The organism is Acinetobacter sp. X9 (genome assembly GCF_054889255.1).
Genome location: NZ_CM142679.1, coordinates 32,349 through 50,992, shown reverse-complemented (window position 1 = coordinate 50,992; position 18,644 = coordinate 32,349). Strand labels below are relative to the sequence as shown.

Below are 18,644 nucleotides of genomic sequence, written 5' to 3'. Positions count from 1 at the left end.
GACTAATGATCAAAGATATTTTGCTTATTCATCTATTTTTTCGCAACAATAAAAAAAGCAAAATGCACATCAAGTTAAATGATTATTCAAATTTAGGTAAACACATGAATATCCCACGTTTTGGTCTAGGAACTTTCCGTCTTAAAGAACAAGCAGTTATTGATTCTGTTAAAACAGCTTTAGACGTAGGTTACCGTGTCATTGATACAGCTCAAATCTATGAAAATGAAGCTGCGATTGGACAAACCATTGCTGAAAGTGGTGTAGCGCGTCAGGACTTATTTCTAACCACAAAAATCTGGGTAGATAATTTTGCGCAAGATAAGTTTATTCCGAGCTTAAAAGAGAGCTTACAAAAGCTTCGTACTGACCATGTCGATCTTACTTTGATTCACTGGCCAGCACCAGATTTAGGGGTTTCGATTCCTGAAATTATGCAGCTTTTACTTGAAGCGAAACAACAAGGTCTTACCAAACAAATTGGTATTTCAAACTTCAATATTGAGCTTACCCAACAAGCCATTGACACCATCGGTGTAGAGCATATTGCGACAAATCAGATTGAGCTAAGTCCTTATCTTCAAAACCATAAACTTGTAAATTTCTTACAAGACAAGAACATTGATGTCACTTCATACATGACTCTTGCGTACGGTAAAGTGCTTCAAGACCCAGTTCTCGCTGAAATTGCAGCAGCACATAAAGCAACGACAGCGCAAATTGCACTAGCGTGGGCATTGCAACGTGGTTTTGCAGTCATTCCATCTTCGACTAAACGTGAAAACCTGATTAGCAACTTAAAAGCACAGGATATCGAGTTAACTTCAGCTGAAATGCAAATGATTGCTGAGCTCGACCGCAACAGTCGTGAAGTTAGCCCAGAGCCATGGGCACCTGTTTGGGACTAAACTCATGAACACTCAATCAAATACGGCGTTCTCGTTATTGGCATTGGCAATTGGTGCCTTTGCCATTGGCACCACGGAATTCTCACCAATGGGACTGTTGCCGAATATCGCTAATGATTTAGGAATTTCAATTCCAACGGCCGGAATGTTAATTACGGGCTATGCACTTGGCGTCATGCTAGGTGCGCCTTTCATGACCTTGTGGTTTGGTGGTTTTGCACGACGTAATGCGCTTATTTTGCTGATGGCGATCTTTACGGTCGGTAACCTAATCGCAGCGTTTTCACCAAGCTATATGAGCTTATTAGGTGCTCGTCTCATTACAAGCCTGAACCACGGTGCCTTCTTCGGGATTGGCTCTGTTGTAGCGGCAAGCATTGTACCCGCACATAAACAGGCCAGTGCTGTAGCAACCATGTTTATGGGTTTAACCATTGCCAATATTGGTGGTGTACCGTTAGCAACATGGGTTGGGCAAAACATTGGCTGGCGTATGTCTTTTCTTGCGATTTCTTTGCTTGGCGTAATTACCATGCTCGCTTTATGGAAAGCGCTCCCACAAGGTATGGTTGCCCAAAAACCAAATGTGAAAGCTGAATTAAAGGTATTAACGCGTACTCCTGTGGTCCTTGCGCTACTCACCACCGTACTCGGTGCAGGTGCAATGTTTACACTCTACACCTATATTGCGCCAAGTTTGACTGAGTTTACCCATGCTTCACCGACTTTCATTACGTTCATGTTGGTGCTGATTGGTGTAGGTTTCTCAATTGGTAACCATTTGGGTGGACGTTTTGCAGATTTGTCTATCAACAAAACTCTGATTGGTTTCTTGGTTCTGTTGATTGTGATGATGGTGACTTTCCCAATTCTTGCGCAAAGCCAGATTGGAGCAGCCATTGCATTAGTGACCTGGGGTGCAGCAACCTTTGCTTTAGTACCACCTTTGCAAATGCGTGTAATGTCAGTCGCTCATGAAGCACCAGGACTTGCCTCTTCAGTGAATATTGGTGCGTTTAACTTAGGTAATGCAGTAGGTGCAGCAGCAGGCGCGTTAGTACTCGATCTAGGTTGGGGTTATAGCGCAGTATCTTTTGCTGGCGCATTGTTGGCTGGGTTAGGTTTGTTATTGGTTTTATTTCAAATCAAACGCGAAAGCAGCCCTGCACAAGCTTTACAGCAGTGTTCAGATTAATAAAAAAGCGCCTGATCTCAGGCGCTTTTTTTTTAAGCTATTTATTTTAAAATATCTGGTAATTTAGGGTGTTCATAAATCGGACTGGTTACTTCCCGCTTCATTTTGAGCAGCATCTGGTAAGGTTGCTGTTGAACAAACATATTTACAAAGCTCAACGGAATTGCACCAGCAGGATCAGCATAACCACTGGTCGTTACTTTCACCTTATTATTTGCAAGTTTCTGGAATGTCCAATCCCCTTCATAGCGTGTTAAGCGCACTACATCAGGTTGTATCGGATAATTTCCACTAATTGCAGTATTTTTAATTGTTACAACGCCATTTGCAGCCTTGCTCATTTTTCCTTTTACAACCACATCGCGATCTTTCAAAGGAAACGGAAAATCCAACACCATATACAGTGTGAACTCACCTTTTTTCTCATCTTGAGACAACATTTCAACTTTGCCCATATAGGGCACCCACTGGTCAGCACGATTTACATCTAAAATCACAGCAACAGCGCGTTCAAGTGGCACATCAAATGTGGTTTCTGCTTTATATTGAAAGACTGGATTATCAGTTTTTTGATAGGTCCAGACTTTAATATTATTACGGTCTAAGCTGAGTTTAGCTTTTTCAGTAGAAGCAGCCCCCGTCCAGAGACTGCTTAAGCAAAGAAGAGTGGTCAAGGCAATTTGTTTTTTATTCATGTTCTGCTCTATCTTGTTTTTCTCGCTACACATGGAATACGTACAGGGTTTTATACCTGTACGTCGTTCAATCCTAAAACATCTTTCATGTCATATTTACGCGCTTCACGGCCCACAACCCATGCAGCAGCTCGTACTGCACCAGCAGCAAAGTTCATACGGTTAGTCGCTTTATGAGTCACTTCAACACGCTCACCTTCACCAATAAACATGACAGTGTGTTCGCCAACGATGTCACCACCACGGATAGTTTCAAAACCAATCGTTTGACGGTCACGTGGGCCTGTATGCCCTTCACGTCCATACACAGCAACTTCTTTTAAGTTACGGCCTAAAGTATCTGCAATTGCTTCGCCCATCATTAATGCTGTACCTGACGGCGCATCTACTTTATGACGGTGGTGCGCTTCAATCACTTCAATATCTACTGTATCGCCAAATACTTTTGCTGCAAGCTCAAGTAACTTGATTGATACATTTACGCCCACTGAATAGTTCGCAGCGTAAACCACAGGGGTATGCGTAGCAACTTCGTCTAGCTCGGCTTTTTGCTCATCTGACATGCCCGTTGTACCAATAACCATGGCAACCCCAGCTTCACGACAAAGCTTTAAATGCTGAGCAGTTGCAACGGGTGCAGTAAAATCAATGATTACATCGCAGTCTTTAAGAACTTCTGCCAAGTTTCCTGAAACTTTCACACCCACTGAACCAATACCAGCAAGCTCACCTGCATCAGTGCCCACCAAACTACTTTCCGGACGCTCTACCGCAGCAGCTAATTGATAGCCTGCCTGTTGAACTGCTTGAATAAGCGTACGGCCCATACGACCGCCTGCACCTAAAATACCAATGCGTGGAGCTGCTGACATAATCTTCCCAATCTTCGGTTTTATGTAATTTGTCTACTATATCAAAACTCTTTGCTCATCTTAAAAAGTAAAAATTATTTTTTGAGTTAGGACGAAATTTAATCTGTTTTCACAAAAGTTAAAGAATTGATCGGCAGACTACGGAGCCACGAATGAGAAAAAGATGACTATAAGGAGTTCAGCATGCATTCGAGAATTATTGGCTTTACAGTAATGATGGGGATTATGAGTTCAGTGGCATTTGCAGAGCCTGCAATCCAGCCAGGAGACACATTAGAAAGCTTATCTAAAGCGCGTATTACGACAAACGTAAATACTCAAACAGCAACGCCTACAGCTCAAACAAATGATGCCAATGCTGACGTTAAAGTTGAAGATATTGACCCAATTATTGGCGAAACAACAGCAGAAGCACCGAAAGTAGCTGTACAGGCAGAAGCAGTAGCCGCACCAGTGATCGAAAATGCTCCTACTCTTGCCTCTAGCGAACCGACTGTAAGTGTTGACGACATTGATGTTGCTCACCCTACAGAGTAAGCAGACGTAATTTTCTTTTAAGCAGAATAAAAATAATAAGATGAATCAGCGCAATAAAAAGGCGGATATTTTATAAATATCCGCCTTCTTTTTAATTTCTTGTCTAATCAAGCATTAATCGAACAAACGATCAAAGAATGATTTTTTCTTTGGTGAAGAAGCACTGTCTTCGCCATCAAAAGAAGCTTGCAACTCTTTAAGTAATTCACGTTGACGAGAATTTAAGTTGACTGGTGTTTCTACCACAATACGGCAGAGTAAATCACCGACCATGCTGCTACGTACTGGACGAACGCCTTTGCCACGTAAACGGAATAATTTACCTGTTTGAGTACCCTCAGGAATTTTCAGGCTAACACGGCCTTCCAAAGTTGGGATTTCAATTTCTTTACCAAGTGCAGCATCAGCAATGCTCACTGGTACGTCCATATAAAGATCTGCGCCATCACGTTGGAAAATTTCGTGTTCACGAACGACGACTTCAACGTACAAGTCACCTGATTGGCCATCACGAATTGCTTCGCCTTTACCACTCAAACGAACGCGGTCACCATTATCTACACCCGCTGGAATTGTAACTTCCAACGTTTGCTGGCGATCGGCAACACCTGAACCATGACATGCCTGACAAGGGTTTTTAATAATTTTACCTTGACCACGACACGTACCACATGTTTGTTGAACAGAGAAGAAACCTTGCTGCATACGAACTTGTCCTGAACCATGACAAGTTTTACAGGTTTCAACATCTTTTGGATTTTTAGAACCTTTACCATCACACACATCACATGGTGCTGGAGCAGTAAAGGTAATGGTTTTTTTCACCCCTTTTACAGCTTCTTCAAGGGTAAGTTCCATTACATAGCGTAAATCTGATCCGCGACGTTGACGCTGTTGACGTCCACCACCACCGAATGCGCCACCGAAGATATCACCGAACTGGCTAAAAATATCTTCTGCACTAAATCCGCCGAAGCCACCACCGCCCCCGCCAAAGCCACCTTCGAACGCATTATGTCCCATTCGATCGTACATGCTACGCTTTTCGCTGTCCGATAAAACTTCATAAGCTTCAGCAGCTTCTTTAAATTTCTCTTCAGCTTCGGCATTGTCAGGGTTTCTATCAGGATGATATTTCATCGCCAATTTACGGTAGGCTTTTTTGATCTCATCATCACTTGCGGTTTTTGAAACGCCTAAAACCTCATAATAATCACGTTTAGCCATTTTTGGCGGTGCTCCTCACGGAATTTTATCAATACTCTATTGCCGACTAAATGGGGGGCTTTAGCCGAATTTACAAGGGGGAAATGTTTAAAAAATAGATATATTAAAAAACTGCCTTATTTTTTAAATATTTAGACAAGCCTTTTAACCATGCATTTAATAGAAATAACCACGCAATAGCGCTAAAAACTACGCCAGCAACCGTAGAGGCTGTGACCCAAAGATTACTATCCCATGCAAAGAAGAAGAGCGGAATAAACCAGACAACAGCAAAAACTGACATGAGAAGGAATAGAATACCATTGCGCATAATCCATAGCGCATGCGCATGAATCCAAACTTCTGCATCATCCACAACAGCTACTTTGCGAGCGACCAGATAAGCCAAAGCCGCAAAGATAACCGTAAACAATGCAAGAAACATGAACGCATAAGAAATTACAATATAACGGCGATGCTGTTCGATATGGTCTTGCCCCATCTGTATTTCACCTCAATTCACTGCATTGTGCCTATTTTTTATGCAGCGAAATAATCCTGTATTTTTTGTGTAAAGACAGGTGCTACTATATTGAACTTTTCAATATTTCGCACCTTTATTCACAAAAAATTTATGTATTTTATGCGGTTTTTTTCACCTTAAACCATGCTGCATAGAGTGCAGGTAAGAAAAACAATGTCAGTAGGGTGGCAACAATCAATCCGCCCATGATCGCAACTGCCATCGGACCAAAGAAAATACTTCGAGAAAGTGGAATCATGGCCAGAACAGCGGCTAAAGCAGTCAAAATAATTGGACGGAATCGACGCACTGTCGCTTCAATAATTGCCTCCCAAGTTGGATGTCCCGCTTGTCGGTCCTGCTCAATTTGATCAATCAAAATAAGCGAGTTACGCATGATCATGCCAGAGAGCGCAATTGTGCCTAACATGGCCACAAAGCCAAATGGTTTGTTAAATAACAGTAAGAATAAAACAACACCAATTAAACCCAGTGGAGCTGTTAACAACACGATGGTCGAGCGAGACAAGCTTTTGAGCTGAATCATCAGTAATGTCATGACCACTGCCAAGAAGAGTGGCATACCCGCATTCACAGAATCTTGCCCACGTGCAGACTCTTCTACGGTTCCACCCACTTCAATGAGATAGCCGCTTGGCAATTCAGCACGTAACTTATCCATTGATTCAGCTAACTCATCCACAACGGTAGCAGGCTGTAAATTGGTACGAATATCTGCGCGAACAGTAATCGTCGGTAAGCGGTTACGATGCCAGATCAAACCATCTTCAAACTTATACTCAATCTTCGCGATTTGAGCTAAAGGTACAGTGGTTCCATTGTTCGTTGGCACAGCTAAGCTTGCCAGTGAAGCCACTTCAACGCGCTCTGCTTGGTCCCCGCGTAAGCGAATTTCAATGAGTTCACGTTTTTCACGATATTGCTCAATCGCACTACCTGTAATTGATGCATTAATGAAGTTCGCTAAATCCAGACTAGAGACACCCATTTGTCGAGCACGGTCTTGATCAATTTGAATAGAAATGATCTTACTTGGCTCGCCCCAATCTAAATGCACATTGGTGGTATTCGGGTTTTCACTCATTACTCTAGCGACTTGCTGCGCTTCTTTACGTACCAGATTTAAATCTTCACCTGACACACGATATTGCAATGGATAACCCACAGGTGGGCCATTTTCGAGTAATGACACACGAGTACGGACTTGTGGGAGTAACTGCTTAATTTGTGTTTCTAACGAACGACGAATGTCATCACGATCATCAAGTGATGATCCGAGTACAACAAACTGAGCAAAGCTGGCTTGCGGTAATTGCTGGTCTAAAGGTAAATAAAAACGTGGTGAACCTGTCCCTACATAGGCCACATAGTTATCAATACCTTTTTGTTTAGACAAGAATTTTTCAACCTTTTTCACAGCTTGTTCTGTTGCTGTTAAAGAAGCACCTTCTTCAAGCTTTAAATCGACTAAAATCTCAGCACGGTTTGAAGGCGGGAAAAACTGCTGAGGTACCATCTTAAACATCAGCACAGAGAGCACAAAAATCCCCACCGTCGTTGCAATCACGGTTTTACGATAGGTCACACAAAACTCGACCATCTTTCTAAAACGTAAATAGAAACTAGATTGATAAGGATCGTAATGATGGTCCTGTGAAATTGCCACAGTTTGCGGTTGTGGTTTTTTAGTTAATCTTGCCCACAAACGGACATACCAAGGGGCCTGATGTCCTAACTTGGTAAAGTCTGGTAATAGCTTTTCACCTAAATAAGGTACGAATAAAACTGCCGCGATCCAAGACACCAATAAAGCAATGGTCACAACCTGAAAGATAGAGCGTGTGTATTCACCTGTACTAGACTGAGCCGTAGCAATCGGTAAAAAACCTGCCGCGGTAATCAATGTTCCCGTGAGCATCGGAAATGCGGTAGTTTTCCACGCAAATCCGGCGGCTTTAATCCGGCTATAGCCCTGCTCCATCTTAATGGCCATCATCTCGACGGCGATAATGGCGTCATCGACTAACAGACCTAACGCCAAGATCAAAGCACCAAGTGAAATCTTATGCAGTCCGACATCGAATAAACTCATACCGGCAAAGGTCATTGCTAAAACTAAAGGAATAGAAAAAGCGACCACCAATCCCGTACGGAAGCCTAAAGAGAAAAAACTCACTAACAAGACAATAATGACTGCTTCAGCGAGTACCTTCACAAACTCATGAATACTGCGTTGTACTGCTACAGGTTGGTCAGAAACTTTTTGCAATTTCATGCCGAGTGGCAAGGTCTTTTGCAGTTGGGCAAATTCTGTTTCTAGATTTTTACCAAGGGCAATAATGTCACCGCCCTTACGCATCGAAACGGCAATGCCAATACCATTTTCACCCATGAAACGCATACGTGGTTGAGCAGGCTGACTAAAACCACGATAGACATCCGCGACGTCACCAAGCTGGATGGTTTTATCTCCGACCAATAAAGGTGTTTTTTTAATTTCATCAATGTTTTGTAGATGACCACTTACTCTAATTTGAATACGGTCTGTACCCGTTTCAAAAAAGCCCGCACTTGCCATACTATTTTGCTTTTGTAAGGCTTCTTGAATCGCTGTAACTGGAATTCCGAGCTGCACCGCTTTAGTGTTAGAAATCTCAACCCAGATTTTTTGATCTTGCAGACCAATCAATTCGACCTTACTGACATCTTTGACTCGTTGAAGCTGTAATTGCAAACGATCTGCATATTCTTTCAAAAGTGCATAGTCAAAGTCTTTGCCTGTCAGTACATAAATATTACCGAAAGTGTCCCCAAATTCATCGTTAAAAAATGGGCCTTGTACACCGTTTGGCAGTTCATGGCGAATATCATTCACCTTCTTACGAACGTTATACCAAACGTCAGGGATCTGTGCCGATGTCAGCGAGTCCTTGGCAACAAACGTGACCATAGACTCACCTGGGCGGGAGTAAGCCATAATCTTGTCATACTGCCCTGTTGTCATGAGTTCCTTTTCGATACGGTCAGTCACCAGCGTTGAAACTTCTTTCGCTGTTGCTCCCGGCCAATAGGTTTGTACGACCATGACTTTAAAGGTAAATGGTGGATCTTCACTTTGTGAGAGTTTTGAATAAGAGATCGCGCCGATAATGCCAAGTAACAGCATAAAATAAAGGACGATACCTTTATTATTTAATGCCCATTCCGAGAGATTGAATTTCATGGCTGGATTGCTCCCTGAATTTTCACCGCACGGTTTTCACGGTCAATCGGGTGAATCTTCTGCTTATCGCGTAGCAAATGCACACCACCAATCACCACCCAATCATTTGGTGTTAAACCAGATAGCACGGGTACACTGTCTCTGCCATATGCACCAACCGTTACAAATACTTTGCGTAAAGTTTGATTCGCATTAACAACCCAGACATAAGGCTGATTATCTGTTGCTGAAACACTCGAAAGTGGCACACTCATCACGTTGGTTTGAGTTGAGGTAAAAAATACACGTGCACTTTGTCCAAGTTGGATAACAGACTGCCCTTCTTTGAGTGCAACTTTCACTGTAAAGGTACGAGACTGATCAGCTGCCGGAGAAACTTCGCGTACATATCCAGCAAACCTTTCATTCGGTTTAGACCACAAGGTGATCCAAGCGCCTTGACCAACTTTAATCTCGGTAACTGCTTGTTCCGGTACGCCAATAACAACTTCACGCTCTCCATCAATTGCAAGTTGATAAGCAGCTTGTCCTGCTGCAACCACTTGTCCAATTTCTATGTTTCGCGCAGTAATCACCCCGTTTTTATTAGAAACGAGTTGGTTATAACCAGTTTGGTTTGCAGAAACTTCATAGTTAGAACGCGCTTGTTGTAGAGCCGCTTGTGCCGCGTCGTATTGATTTTTTACCGTATCAAATTGTGAACGGCTCACTGCATTAATAGGGAGTAATTGTTGAAAACGTTTAAGTTCATCTGCTGCTGTTTTTGCTGAAGCCTGTGCATTATCCAGTTGGGCTTTAGCAGCATTTAATTGTAACTGGGCATCTGCCACATCGAGTTTTGCTAATACTTGTCCAACTTTAACTCGGTCGCCTACATCCACATAGCGCGCCGTAACTTGTCCACCAACCCGAAATGCCAAAGCCGTTTGTTGTCTAGCCTGCACATCCCCTGCATAGCTTTTTTGTTCATTGAGTGTGGTTAATGGCTGCGCCACCATCACATAGGGTATTTCTTCTGTTTTGGGTGCTTCTTTACTGCATCCCATTAATGTGACCGTACAAACAATCACCATACTCATGATGAGAGGTTTTAACAGATTCATATCTTATCGCTCTTATTCAAACTGATTTTTTAAGGCACAATATGCTTGCATCATAGTTTGTTTGTTTTTTAATTAATATACCTACGAGTACATTAATTAAAAAAAACTTATAAATATTTATTTTTCTAAACTTTTATTAGAGGGTTTTGTGCAAACAGTTAATCAAAGTGGTCGTCCCAAAGATCTGGAAAAGCGTGCTCGTATCCTACAAGCCGCGAAAGCTATTTTTTTAAAATCCGGCTATCACGGAACCAGCATGAACCAGATTGCACAGGAAGCAGGCGTTACTAAACTCACGGTTTATAACCACTTTCAAGATAAAGTGAACCTGTTTATCTGCGCGATTACGGAAACTTGTGAAGAGACACTGTGCACTAAACAATTTGACTTAGATACATCGGCAGACTTCTATCAAACACTCTTTATTGTATGTTCACGTGCCTTACAAATTATTTATTCACCTGAAGCATTAAAGCTTGATCACGTATTGTTGGAGCTTGCAGCCGAACAGAACCCACTCGCCTTACAGTTTTTTGAAGCTTCACACACACGAATGGAGAATCAATTAGCTGAGTTTTTTCAAAAAGCTGCTCAATTAGGTTTCATTCAAGCCGATGATCCGATCTATCAAACAGAACTGCTTTTGACCTTATTGCTTGGTGTACGCCATCACAAGGTTTTACTGGGCATTACTGCTGCCCCAAATGCACAGGAGCTAGAGCAAATTATTCGCGACGCAATTAATTTATTCTTGCTCAAATATCGGAATTAAACCAAAGTCCGATTGTCAAAAGTTGCGCTGAGTGCATGCCAGCTTTTAAGACACTACAAGCGAATTAAATGTTATTTTTTAAGCAAAAATTCACATTTTCTTACGCTCAAAGCTTGGAATGTTTGTTAATCGCGCTATATTCGATAAGAATAAGAACAGGAGAAAATAGCATGGTTCAGCAAATCGATGCGCCACTGCGTGAGGATGTCCGCTTACTTGGTAATTTGTTAGGTGAAACCCTAAAACAACATGCAGGACAAGAACTGTTTAATCAGATCGAGCAAATCCGTGCTCTTGCCAAAGGTGCACGTGATGGTCAAGCTGAAGCCGAAAAGCAACTAGAACAATTATTTTTAGAACTGCCCGATGAAGAGTTACTTCCTCTCACCCGCGCTTTTTCTCACTTCCTCAATTTTGCGAATATTGCCGAGCAATATCATGTGGTCCGTAGCCGCAGACAGGCAGAGTTTGATTCGGATGCAAACTCTCCGAATCCGCTGGTTCACTTATTTCAAAAATTTAAAGATAAAAGTATTTCAACAGAAAAACTATTCCAGCAAATTTGCGATCTTAAAATTGAGTTAGTACTTACGGCGCACCCAACTGAAGTGAGTCGTCGTACCCTCATTCAAAAATATGATGATATTAACGCTTGCCTCTCACAGCTTGATCAGCAAAAACTCACCCCACGCGAACGCCAAAATGCACTTGCGAATTTAAAGCAACAAATTAGTTCGGCTTGGCAAACAGATGAAATCAGACAGCACCGTCCAACTCCAGTTGATGAAGCAAAATGGGGGTTTGCCACAATTGAGCAAACACTTTGGAATGCTGTACCTAAATTCATTCGCGAGTTAAATGAATTAGTTCAAGAAAACTGCCAACTTAATTTACCACTGAATATTGCACCAGTACGTTTCGCATCTTGGATGGGTGGAGATCGTGATGGCAACCCAAATGTTACCCATCAAATTACCCAAGAAGTACTGTGGTTATCACGCTGGCAAGCTGCCGATCTCTATTTAAGAGATATCGAAAACTTACGTTGGGAACTTTCAATCCAGACGTGTTCCGAAGAAATGATTCAGGCAATTGGTAGCCAACATGCAGAACCTTATCGCGAATATTTACGTGCTACACGAGAACGTTTAAAAGCAACTCGACACTGGTTAGCGCAGCGCCTACAAGGCTTAGAAGCAGACGACAGCAATGTCATTAAAAGTAAAGATGAGCTTTTACAACCATTATTGCTGTGCTATCGCTCTTTAATCGACAGTAACCTACCTGAAATTGCGAATGGTCAACTGCTCGACTTTATCTACCGTGTGAACTGTTTTGGTATTGAATTACTTAAACTCGACATTCGCCAAGAATCAGGCCGTCATCGCCAAGCGATTTCAGCCATTACCGAATATTTAGGTTTAGGTAATTTTGAATCGTGGACTGAACAAGCGCGCCAAAATTTCCTCATTCAAGAATTACAAAGTAAACGCCCGCTTTTACCGAAATATATTAATGAGCCTGAAGGTAGTTTGATTGGTCATCCAGATGTTCAAGAAGTATTTGCAACCATGCGTACTTTGGCAGACCAACCGCCTGAGTCTTTAGGTGCATATATTATTTCAATGGCTGAATATCCAAGTGATGTTTTAGCTGTGTTGTTATTGCAAAAAGAAGCAGGTATTCAGCACCCTTTACGTGTAGTTCCCCTGTTTGAAACTTTAAAAGACTTAGATGGCGCTGCAACTACCATGAATACGCTATTCAATATGCATTGGTATAAACAGCACATTCAGGGTAAACACGAAGTCATGATCGGCTACTCCGACTCTGCAAAAGATGCTGGCTTCATGTCTGCCAACTGGGCACAATATCGTGCTCAAGAAGAGCTGACTGCAATTGCTCAAACACACGGCGTACAGTTGACACTATTCCATGGTCGCGGCGGTTCAATTAGCCGTGGTGGGGCACCAACCCAACAGGCTTTGTTCTCGCAACCTCCTGGTTCAATTTCTGGGGCAATCCGTGTCACAGAACAAGGTGAAATGATTCGCTTCAAATTCGGTCTAGAAGGTATTGCGATGCAAAACCTTGAAATCTATACCGCAGCAACACTTGAAGCGACCTTATTACCACCACCAGAACCTAAAACTGAATGGCGTGAACTCATGAACCGTATGACAGATCATTCTGTTAAGGTTTATCGCCAAACAGTCCGTGAAAATCCACACTTTGTGAAGTATTTACGTACTGTCACGCCTGAGCTTGAATTACAAATGTTGCCGTTAGGCTCGCGTCCTGCAAAACGTAAAGTGAGTGGTGGCATCGAGTCTTTACGTGCGATTCCATGGGTGTTTGCATGGACTCAAATCCGTTTGATGTTACCTGCATGGCTAGGCACTGGCGCAGCTATTAATGAAGTGATTGCCGATCAGCAAAAAGCGACACTTGATGAAATGCTCCAGCAATGGCCTTATTTCCAAACACTCATTGATATGCTGGAAATGGTATTGTCTAAAGCCGATGCCAACATTGCACTCTATTACGAGTCTCATTTGACTGAAGATGAAGATTTGAAAGTGCTCGGCAACCAATTACGCCAACGACTAAAAGATGCTGTTGAAACCTTGCTTGCATTAAAAGATGAATCAAAGCTTCTGAGTAATAATGATGTTCTTGATCAATCTATGCAGGTTCGTAAGCCATACCTACTTCCTTTGCATCTTTTACAGGCTGAACTCATGAAGCGTCGTCGCGATTATCTAGCGCAGCGTCAGGCAGAGCACACCCCTGTCGACCATGCACTTATGGTGAGTATTGCAGGTATTGCCGCTGGATTACGTAATACGGGCTAGGCTGATTTTACCGATTGTTTTATAAAGCAGTGCGTCCCGATGTGCTGCTTTTTACTTGCAAAATTCTCTATTTTTCTTAAACTTTCCTCGATTTTCTATTTTTTTGAATATTTTTTAAAAATCATAAAATTAATTTTTATGAGAAAAAAATAACTAAATACGTATATTTAGTTTTTAAAAATTATACCAATCGTTAAAAAATAATTATTTTTCACTTACATACTTCTCACTAGAGATTAAATGCTTTCCCAAGAAAGAGTATCATTGCAGCAATTAAAGAATAATGAGCTCATTTTATGTCCAATTGGTTTCCAAAATGGCAGCCTTACCAAGGTGATATTGACCATCGGCCAGTCTCTACCAATGAATATCTCCCACCCGTTCAAAGTGCTGTTTTGGGTATTCAACATGCATTTGCCATGTTTGGGGCGACTGTTTTAGCACCGTTACTTATGGGTTTTAATCCTAACCTTGCTATTTTAATGTCTGGCATCTGTACCATCTTGTTCTTTTTAATTACAGGTGGTCGTGTTCCAAGTTACTTAGGTTCAAGTTTTGCCTTTATTGGTGTGGTTGCAGCTGCAACTGGACATATTACAGGTTCAGGTGCCAATCCAAATCTATCCATGGCTTTAGGTGGAATCGTAGCATGTGGTGTTTTTTATGCCATCATCGGTTTTATTGTGATGCTTACAGGTACACGCTGGATTGAAAAACTCATGCCACCTGTGGTGACTGGCGCCATTGTGATGATTATTGGTCTAAACCTTGCACCTGTTACGATTAAAGGTGTTGCAGGCCAACCATTTGAAATGTGGATGGCCTTAATTACAGTACTTTGTATGGGCAGTATTGCAGTCTTTACTCGTGGCCTATTGCAACGTTTACTTCTATTGATTGGTTTGATCTTGGCCTATGTGATTTATGCCATCACCACTAATGGACTAGGTTTAGGTAAACCAATCGATTTTAGCCAGATCTCACAAGCCGCATGGTTTGGGATTCCAAGCTTTTCACATCCTACCTTTGACACGAATACTATGCTAATTATTGCACCAGTTGCACTTATCTTAGTAGCAGAAAACCTAGGACATATTAAAGCTGTTGGCGCGATGACTGGTGAAAACCTGACTCCACAATTAGGTAAAGCATTTGTTGCAGATGGTTTGGCAACAACACTATCTGGTAGTGTCGGCGCTCCGGGGATGACCACTTACGGTGAAAACATTGGTGTGATGGCAGTCACTCGTGTGTACTCAACCATTGTTTTTGTGATCGCAGGTGTCTTTGCAATTTTCTTAGGTCTATCTCCAAAATTTGGCGCGGTGATTAGTACGATCCCAAGCGCAGTTTTAACAGGTGCATCTATTGTTGTATTTGGTTTGATTACCATTGCCGGTGCAAAAATCTGGATTGAAAACAAAGTTGATTTTTCTAACAATAAAAACCTGATTGTTGCTTCGGTCACGATTATTTTAGGTGCTGGTAACTTTGAATTATTGTTCGGTAATTTCAATTTAGGTGGTATTGGTACAGCAACTTTTGCGGCCATTATTTTAAATTGGCTGTTTAGTTTAAAAGATAAAACCTAAATTCAAAAAGGCAGCGCAAGCTGCCTTTTTTTATTACGATTTAGTATGATGACTTTTTAGCCTTCAATACGTTCCCTGTCATGCGTTTTGATTTTTTTGATTTACAGCTGGTTCTTCATATTGTCTCTACAGGTAGTCTAACCAAAGGTGCAGACCGCTCTGCGATTTCACTTCAAGCCGCAAGCGAACGTATTAAAAAACTCGAACAATATTTTGAAACACCCTTATTTATTCGTCACACCACTGGTGTAGAGCTCACCACAGCAGGACACGCTTTTGTTGAGCATGCACGTCAACTTATTGCACAAAAAGAGCAGCTCGAACAAGAAATGCAGCGTTTTAAGCCGCCTACCACAGAGTCATTAACGCTTTGGTGTAACTCTTCTGCTCAAAGCGAATATTTGCCTCCGTTATTACCACAATATTTGGTGCTTCATCCCGAAATGAACATTGATTTACACGAGGCAGAAAGTTCAGAAATTGTAGAGGCATTAACGCAAGGAATTGCGAGCCTTGGCTTGGTCTCAAGCTTTTTTGATACCAGGCATTTGCAAACTAAGGAATTTGCTAGCGATCCATTAGTTCTGATTTGTCCTCCTACTCACAACTTAGCTCAACACCAAGAGCTGAATTTGGTAGAGGCTTTAAGTTATGGTTTTATTGGCCTTAAACCCCATCATTCATTGCAACAGTCCATCGAAACTCAAGCTAAGCTATTAGGCTTTAACATACAGTACCGTTTGCGCTTACCTAATTTTGGGGCGATTGCTGAGGTAGTCGCCAAAGGTGTCGGAATTGCGATTATGCCAGCTCGCGCTGCCCAGCGTTTGCAATCGGACTATGACTTTCATTCCATTCAACTGCTAGGTGCTTGGGCAAATCGTAAACTGCTTTTGGCTACACAAAATTTCAATCAGCTCCCTAACAGTTATAAGCAATTTGCCGATTTTTTATTGCAACATCGCCCTTAAAAATTTGGTTTAGTGCAAAATCATATAAAGCCCTAATGACACCAAACCTATAAAAAAGATACGACGAAATAACTGCTCATTTAACCGATAACGGATTTTTTTACCTAACCACATTCCAACGAGCGCCGCCAACAATGCAGCGAAAGATAAACGATAATCCAATGTGATGCCCGACATCGGGTTGTGGTGTAAAAAGACTGCAAGACAAATTGTAGAGACAGTAAACGTTAGTCCTAAAGCCTGAACCAACTCATCACGCTTTAAATGTAAAGACTGCAAATAAGGAACGATTGGAATAATAATGACACCAGTTGCTACAGTCACTGCCCCGCCGATATATCCAATAATCGGTGATAGCCAACGTTCATACTTCCCTAAGTGTGGAAGTTTCTTCACGCACAGACCATAGAGTCCATATAAGGCCAACATACAGCCTAATAAAATCTCACTACTATGCCCATGACTTTGACTTAAAGTGGGTAGAAAGCTCCATATTGAGCCCACAACAATGCCCACAAGCAAAGTCCAGAAACGGCGAATAAAAGCCCAGACATGTCCTTCAGCAAAAAGTTGCCAGACATTGGTGACCATTGAAGGAACTATCAGAAGAGAAGCTGCCTGAAAAGGGCTCATTGCGATGGTCAGTAAGCCCATAGATACTGCGGGCAATCCTAAACCAATCATGCCTTTAATCATGCCAGCGAAGGCAAAGACCACCATAATAATTGCTAAAAAAGTCACTGTTTATCTCCGATTCCTTAAAGGATATGCTACGGAAAAAACAGGTATTGCCCTATTCTTGTTTTTAGAAGTAGGCCTCAATTAAAAGTTGAGGCTGTTTTATATTTCTCTTCTAATACATTACTAAAAATACTTTCGATCATCCATACACGATACAAGCTATTAAATACGTAGCTCTGACCATCAATACGCAGCTCTAAAACTGGCAAATCAGGCTGATGCTTGTCTTTGCAAAGTGCATCATTCTGCGCCAAAACAGATTGCACATCTTGGTCGGTTAGCTGCTCAATCCCAAGTTGTTGCTGTAACTGTTGGAAATGTTTTAAGAAAGATAAATCTTTTCCTTTTGTCCAAACTGCCTGCAATATCGTAAAAATTGTATCGATTTGCTGATTCTCTTGCACACTATAGAAAAGCTTTGCCATCTCTAATGTGCTTTCCTCAGTAGGGCGACAAAATGGCGTAAAGGCCACACCTGTTCGTTTAGAAACACGTGTCGCCAAACTCCAGTCAAACCAGTCTCGACCTTGATAACTTAAAGGGTAAACTTTTAGTTGAATATCATAATAATCAGCCAGCTCTTCCTTAATATAGGCAAGTAACAGCCAACTCATTGGATCTTCTAAAGCAATATAGATATCAAGCTCAGGATGAAGGGTCTGAATCTCGGTAAGTGCTTCAGCATCATTAATCAAATGTTCACGCCATTCGATATGATTAATTAAAAAAATTGGATTGCCCGTCAGTAACTTTTGCTGCTTCAGACGACGAGTTAAACGTAATAAATCATCTACTGCGTGATATTTACGTCCACCAAATTCAAAGTATGCTGCAGGTACGGGCTCATCCGTAAAAATACGTTCTGAAAAATGTTGAGGAAGCTGATGTTTAACTGCCATGGCATGTAAAGTACGCAACTTTCCATATTGTTGTTGCCAAAGCATGTGAAAAATATCTTCTAGTAAATGGAAGAAATTCTGACCTTGTAATGGGGTTCTTTTTAATATGACTGCCGCTTGTTTTAAAGATTCTGGGCTTGGGATTTCTGGAAATTCATCAAAACCGAAACGATGTTGTTTGGCTAATATCTTGGCATCATTTAGACAATAATTCTGCCACTCTTCATGCGACATACTGTTTGGAGGTTCAGAAGCCGTATGCGAAATAATAATTTTTAAAGGCTTAAGTTCATCACTTAAAATTTCATCTAGCTGAGACAATTGCTGAACAGCCAAATAGCTATACACATCATCAAGTCGTAAATAAATACTTAAACCATTTTCCGTGGGTAACACCGCTTGACGAGAAGGCTTTTGGTAAAACCAGCTCGATCGAATAGGGTCAAACCAACGGCGTAGCAGTGACATGAGTTGTGCCTCTAAAAATAAATCCTAAGCGAGATCAAAGATTGTTTTGATCATAATGCAAGG

Annotated in this window: 15 protein-coding genes; 7 read left to right on the top strand and 8 right to left on the bottom strand. The window is 41.7% G+C overall.

The features are described 5' to 3' along the window. The first annotated feature begins 104 nt into the window (after positions 1-104). The gene (gene dkgB, locus ACYU0V_RS00215) at positions 105-908 is read left to right on the top strand and encodes a 2,5-didehydrogluconate reductase DkgB (RefSeq protein WP_461848611.1); all 804 of its coding nucleotides are present in this window, start codon (positions 105-107) and stop codon (positions 906-908) included. A 4-nt stretch (positions 909-912) separates the two neighbouring features. Continuing rightward, on the top strand, positions 913-2,103 hold the full coding sequence (locus tag ACYU0V_RS00210) for an MFS transporter (protein ID WP_002119209.1): 1,191 nt from the start codon (positions 913-915) through the stop codon (positions 2,101-2,103). A 41-nt stretch (positions 2,104-2,144) separates the two neighbouring features. Here the strand turns inward: ACYU0V_RS00210 and ACYU0V_RS00205 are convergent, their stop codons facing one another. Together ACYU0V_RS00205 and dapB are read right to left on the bottom strand one after the other, a co-directional pair. Then, positions 2,145-2,798 carry an START domain-containing protein gene (locus tag ACYU0V_RS00205; RefSeq protein ID WP_002119284.1) on the bottom strand — a complete coding sequence of 218 codons (654 nt, stop codon included), beginning with the start codon at positions 2,796-2,798 and terminating at the stop codon, positions 2,145-2,147. A gap of 50 nt (positions 2,799-2,848) precedes the next feature. Next, positions 2,849-3,670, bottom strand: coding sequence for a 4-hydroxy-tetrahydrodipicolinate reductase (dapB, locus tag ACYU0V_RS00200; RefSeq protein ID WP_002119175.1), 822 nt, complete (start codon positions 3,668-3,670; stop codon positions 2,849-2,851). 183 nt (positions 3,671-3,853) lie between these two features. Here dapB and ACYU0V_RS00195 point away from each other — a divergent pair, with 183 nt between their 5' ends. Next, positions 3,854-4,207, top strand: coding sequence for a hypothetical protein (locus ACYU0V_RS00195; protein WP_461848608.1), 354 nt, complete (start codon positions 3,854-3,856; stop codon positions 4,205-4,207). A gap of 114 nt (positions 4,208-4,321) precedes the next feature. Here the strand turns inward: ACYU0V_RS00195 and dnaJ are convergent, their stop codons facing one another. The 4 genes from dnaJ to ACYU0V_RS00175 form a co-directional block, all read right to left on the bottom strand. Next, on the bottom strand, positions 4,322-5,434 hold the full coding sequence (gene dnaJ / locus ACYU0V_RS00190; protein WP_002119101.1) for a molecular chaperone DnaJ: 1,113 nt from the start codon (positions 5,432-5,434) through the stop codon (positions 4,322-4,324). A 103-nt stretch (positions 5,435-5,537) separates the two neighbouring features. Continuing rightward, positions 5,538-5,915 (bottom strand): hypothetical protein, encoded by a 378-nt coding sequence (locus ACYU0V_RS00185; protein WP_461848605.1) that lies wholly within the window; start codon positions 5,913-5,915, stop codon positions 5,538-5,540. A gap of 139 nt (positions 5,916-6,054) precedes the next feature. Next, positions 6,055-9,180: an efflux RND transporter permease subunit gene (locus ACYU0V_RS00180; protein WP_461848604.1), complete on the bottom strand. Its 3,126-nt coding sequence runs from the start codon at positions 9,178-9,180 to the stop codon at positions 6,055-6,057. Continuing rightward, positions 9,177-10,283 (bottom strand): efflux RND transporter periplasmic adaptor subunit, encoded by a 1,107-nt coding sequence (locus ACYU0V_RS00175; protein ID WP_461848602.1) that lies wholly within the window; start codon positions 10,281-10,283, stop codon positions 9,177-9,179. Before ACYU0V_RS00175 ends, ACYU0V_RS00180 begins: the two co-directional genes overlap by 4 nt. A gap of 148 nt (positions 10,284-10,431) precedes the next feature. Between ACYU0V_RS00175 and ACYU0V_RS00170 the strand changes: the two genes are divergently transcribed. The 4 genes from ACYU0V_RS00170 (at position 10,432) to ACYU0V_RS00155 (ending at position 16,473) form a co-directional block, all read left to right on the top strand. Further along, positions 10,432-11,055, top strand: a complete 624-nt coding sequence (locus ACYU0V_RS00170; protein ID WP_002119184.1) for a TetR/AcrR family transcriptional regulator — start codon at positions 10,432-10,434, stop codon at positions 11,053-11,055. Positions 11,056-11,225: 170 nt separating this feature from the next. Further along, positions 11,226-13,910, top strand: coding sequence for a phosphoenolpyruvate carboxylase (ppc, locus tag ACYU0V_RS00165; protein WP_325792289.1), 2,685 nt, complete (start codon positions 11,226-11,228; stop codon positions 13,908-13,910). Between the two features lie 296 nt (positions 13,911-14,206). After that, on the top strand, positions 14,207-15,502 hold the full coding sequence (locus ACYU0V_RS00160; RefSeq protein ID WP_461848599.1) for a solute carrier family 23 protein: 1,296 nt from the start codon (positions 14,207-14,209) through the stop codon (positions 15,500-15,502). 80 nt (positions 15,503-15,582) lie between these two features. Then, positions 15,583-16,473, top strand: coding sequence for a LysR family transcriptional regulator (locus ACYU0V_RS00155; RefSeq protein WP_284090745.1), 891 nt, complete (start codon positions 15,583-15,585; stop codon positions 16,471-16,473). A gap of 9 nt (positions 16,474-16,482) precedes the next feature. Here the strand turns inward: ACYU0V_RS00155 and ACYU0V_RS00150 are convergent, their stop codons facing one another. Together ACYU0V_RS00150 and ACYU0V_RS00145 are read right to left on the bottom strand one after the other, a co-directional pair. Further along, entirely contained in the window at positions 16,483-17,214 is a 732-nt protein-coding gene (locus tag ACYU0V_RS00150; RefSeq protein ID WP_202744948.1) for a sulfite exporter TauE/SafE family protein, read from the bottom strand. Between the two features lie 77 nt (positions 17,215-17,291). After that, positions 17,292-18,581 carry a hypothetical protein gene (locus ACYU0V_RS00145; RefSeq protein ID WP_032007455.1) on the bottom strand — a complete coding sequence of 430 codons (1,290 nt, stop codon included), beginning with the start codon at positions 18,579-18,581 and terminating at the stop codon, positions 17,292-17,294. Positions 18,582-18,644 lie beyond the last annotated feature (63 nt).

Bases quoted from the DNA above. Each gene is read 5' to 3' on its own strand.
- dkgB (WP_461848611.1), top strand. From the start codon at position 105: ATGAATATCCCACGTTTTGGTCTAGGAACTTTCCGTCTTAAAGAACAA.
- ACYU0V_RS00210 (WP_002119209.1), top strand. From the start codon at position 913: ATGAACACTCAATCAAATACGGCGTTCTCGTTATTGGCATTGGCAATT.
- ACYU0V_RS00205 (WP_002119284.1), bottom strand. From the start codon at position 2,798: ATGAATAAAAAACAAATTGCCTTGACCACTCTTCTTTGCTTAAGCAGT.
- dapB (WP_002119175.1), bottom strand. From the start codon at position 3,670: ATGTCAGCAGCTCCACGCATTGGTATTTTAGGTGCAGGCGGTCGTATG.
- ACYU0V_RS00195 (WP_461848608.1), top strand. From the start codon at position 3,854: ATGCATTCGAGAATTATTGGCTTTACAGTAATGATGGGGATTATGAGT.
- dnaJ (WP_002119101.1), bottom strand. From the start codon at position 5,434: ATGGCTAAACGTGATTATTATGAGGTTTTAGGCGTTTCAAAAACCGCA.
- ACYU0V_RS00185 (WP_461848605.1), bottom strand. From the start codon at position 5,915: ATGGGGCAAGACCATATCGAACAGCATCGCCGTTATATTGTAATTTCT.
- ACYU0V_RS00180 (WP_461848604.1), bottom strand. From the start codon at position 9,180: ATGAAATTCAATCTCTCGGAATGGGCATTAAATAATAAAGGTATCGTC.
- ACYU0V_RS00175 (WP_461848602.1), bottom strand. From the start codon at position 10,283: ATGAATCTGTTAAAACCTCTCATCATGAGTATGGTGATTGTTTGTACG.
- ppc (WP_325792289.1), top strand. From the start codon at position 11,226: ATGGTTCAGCAAATCGATGCGCCACTGCGTGAGGATGTCCGCTTACTT.
- ACYU0V_RS00160 (WP_461848599.1), top strand. From the start codon at position 14,207: ATGTCCAATTGGTTTCCAAAATGGCAGCCTTACCAAGGTGATATTGAC.
- ACYU0V_RS00155 (WP_284090745.1), top strand. From the start codon at position 15,583: ATGCGTTTTGATTTTTTTGATTTACAGCTGGTTCTTCATATTGTCTCT.
- ACYU0V_RS00145 (WP_032007455.1), bottom strand. From the start codon at position 18,581: ATGTCACTGCTACGCCGTTGGTTTGACCCTATTCGATCGAGCTGGTTT.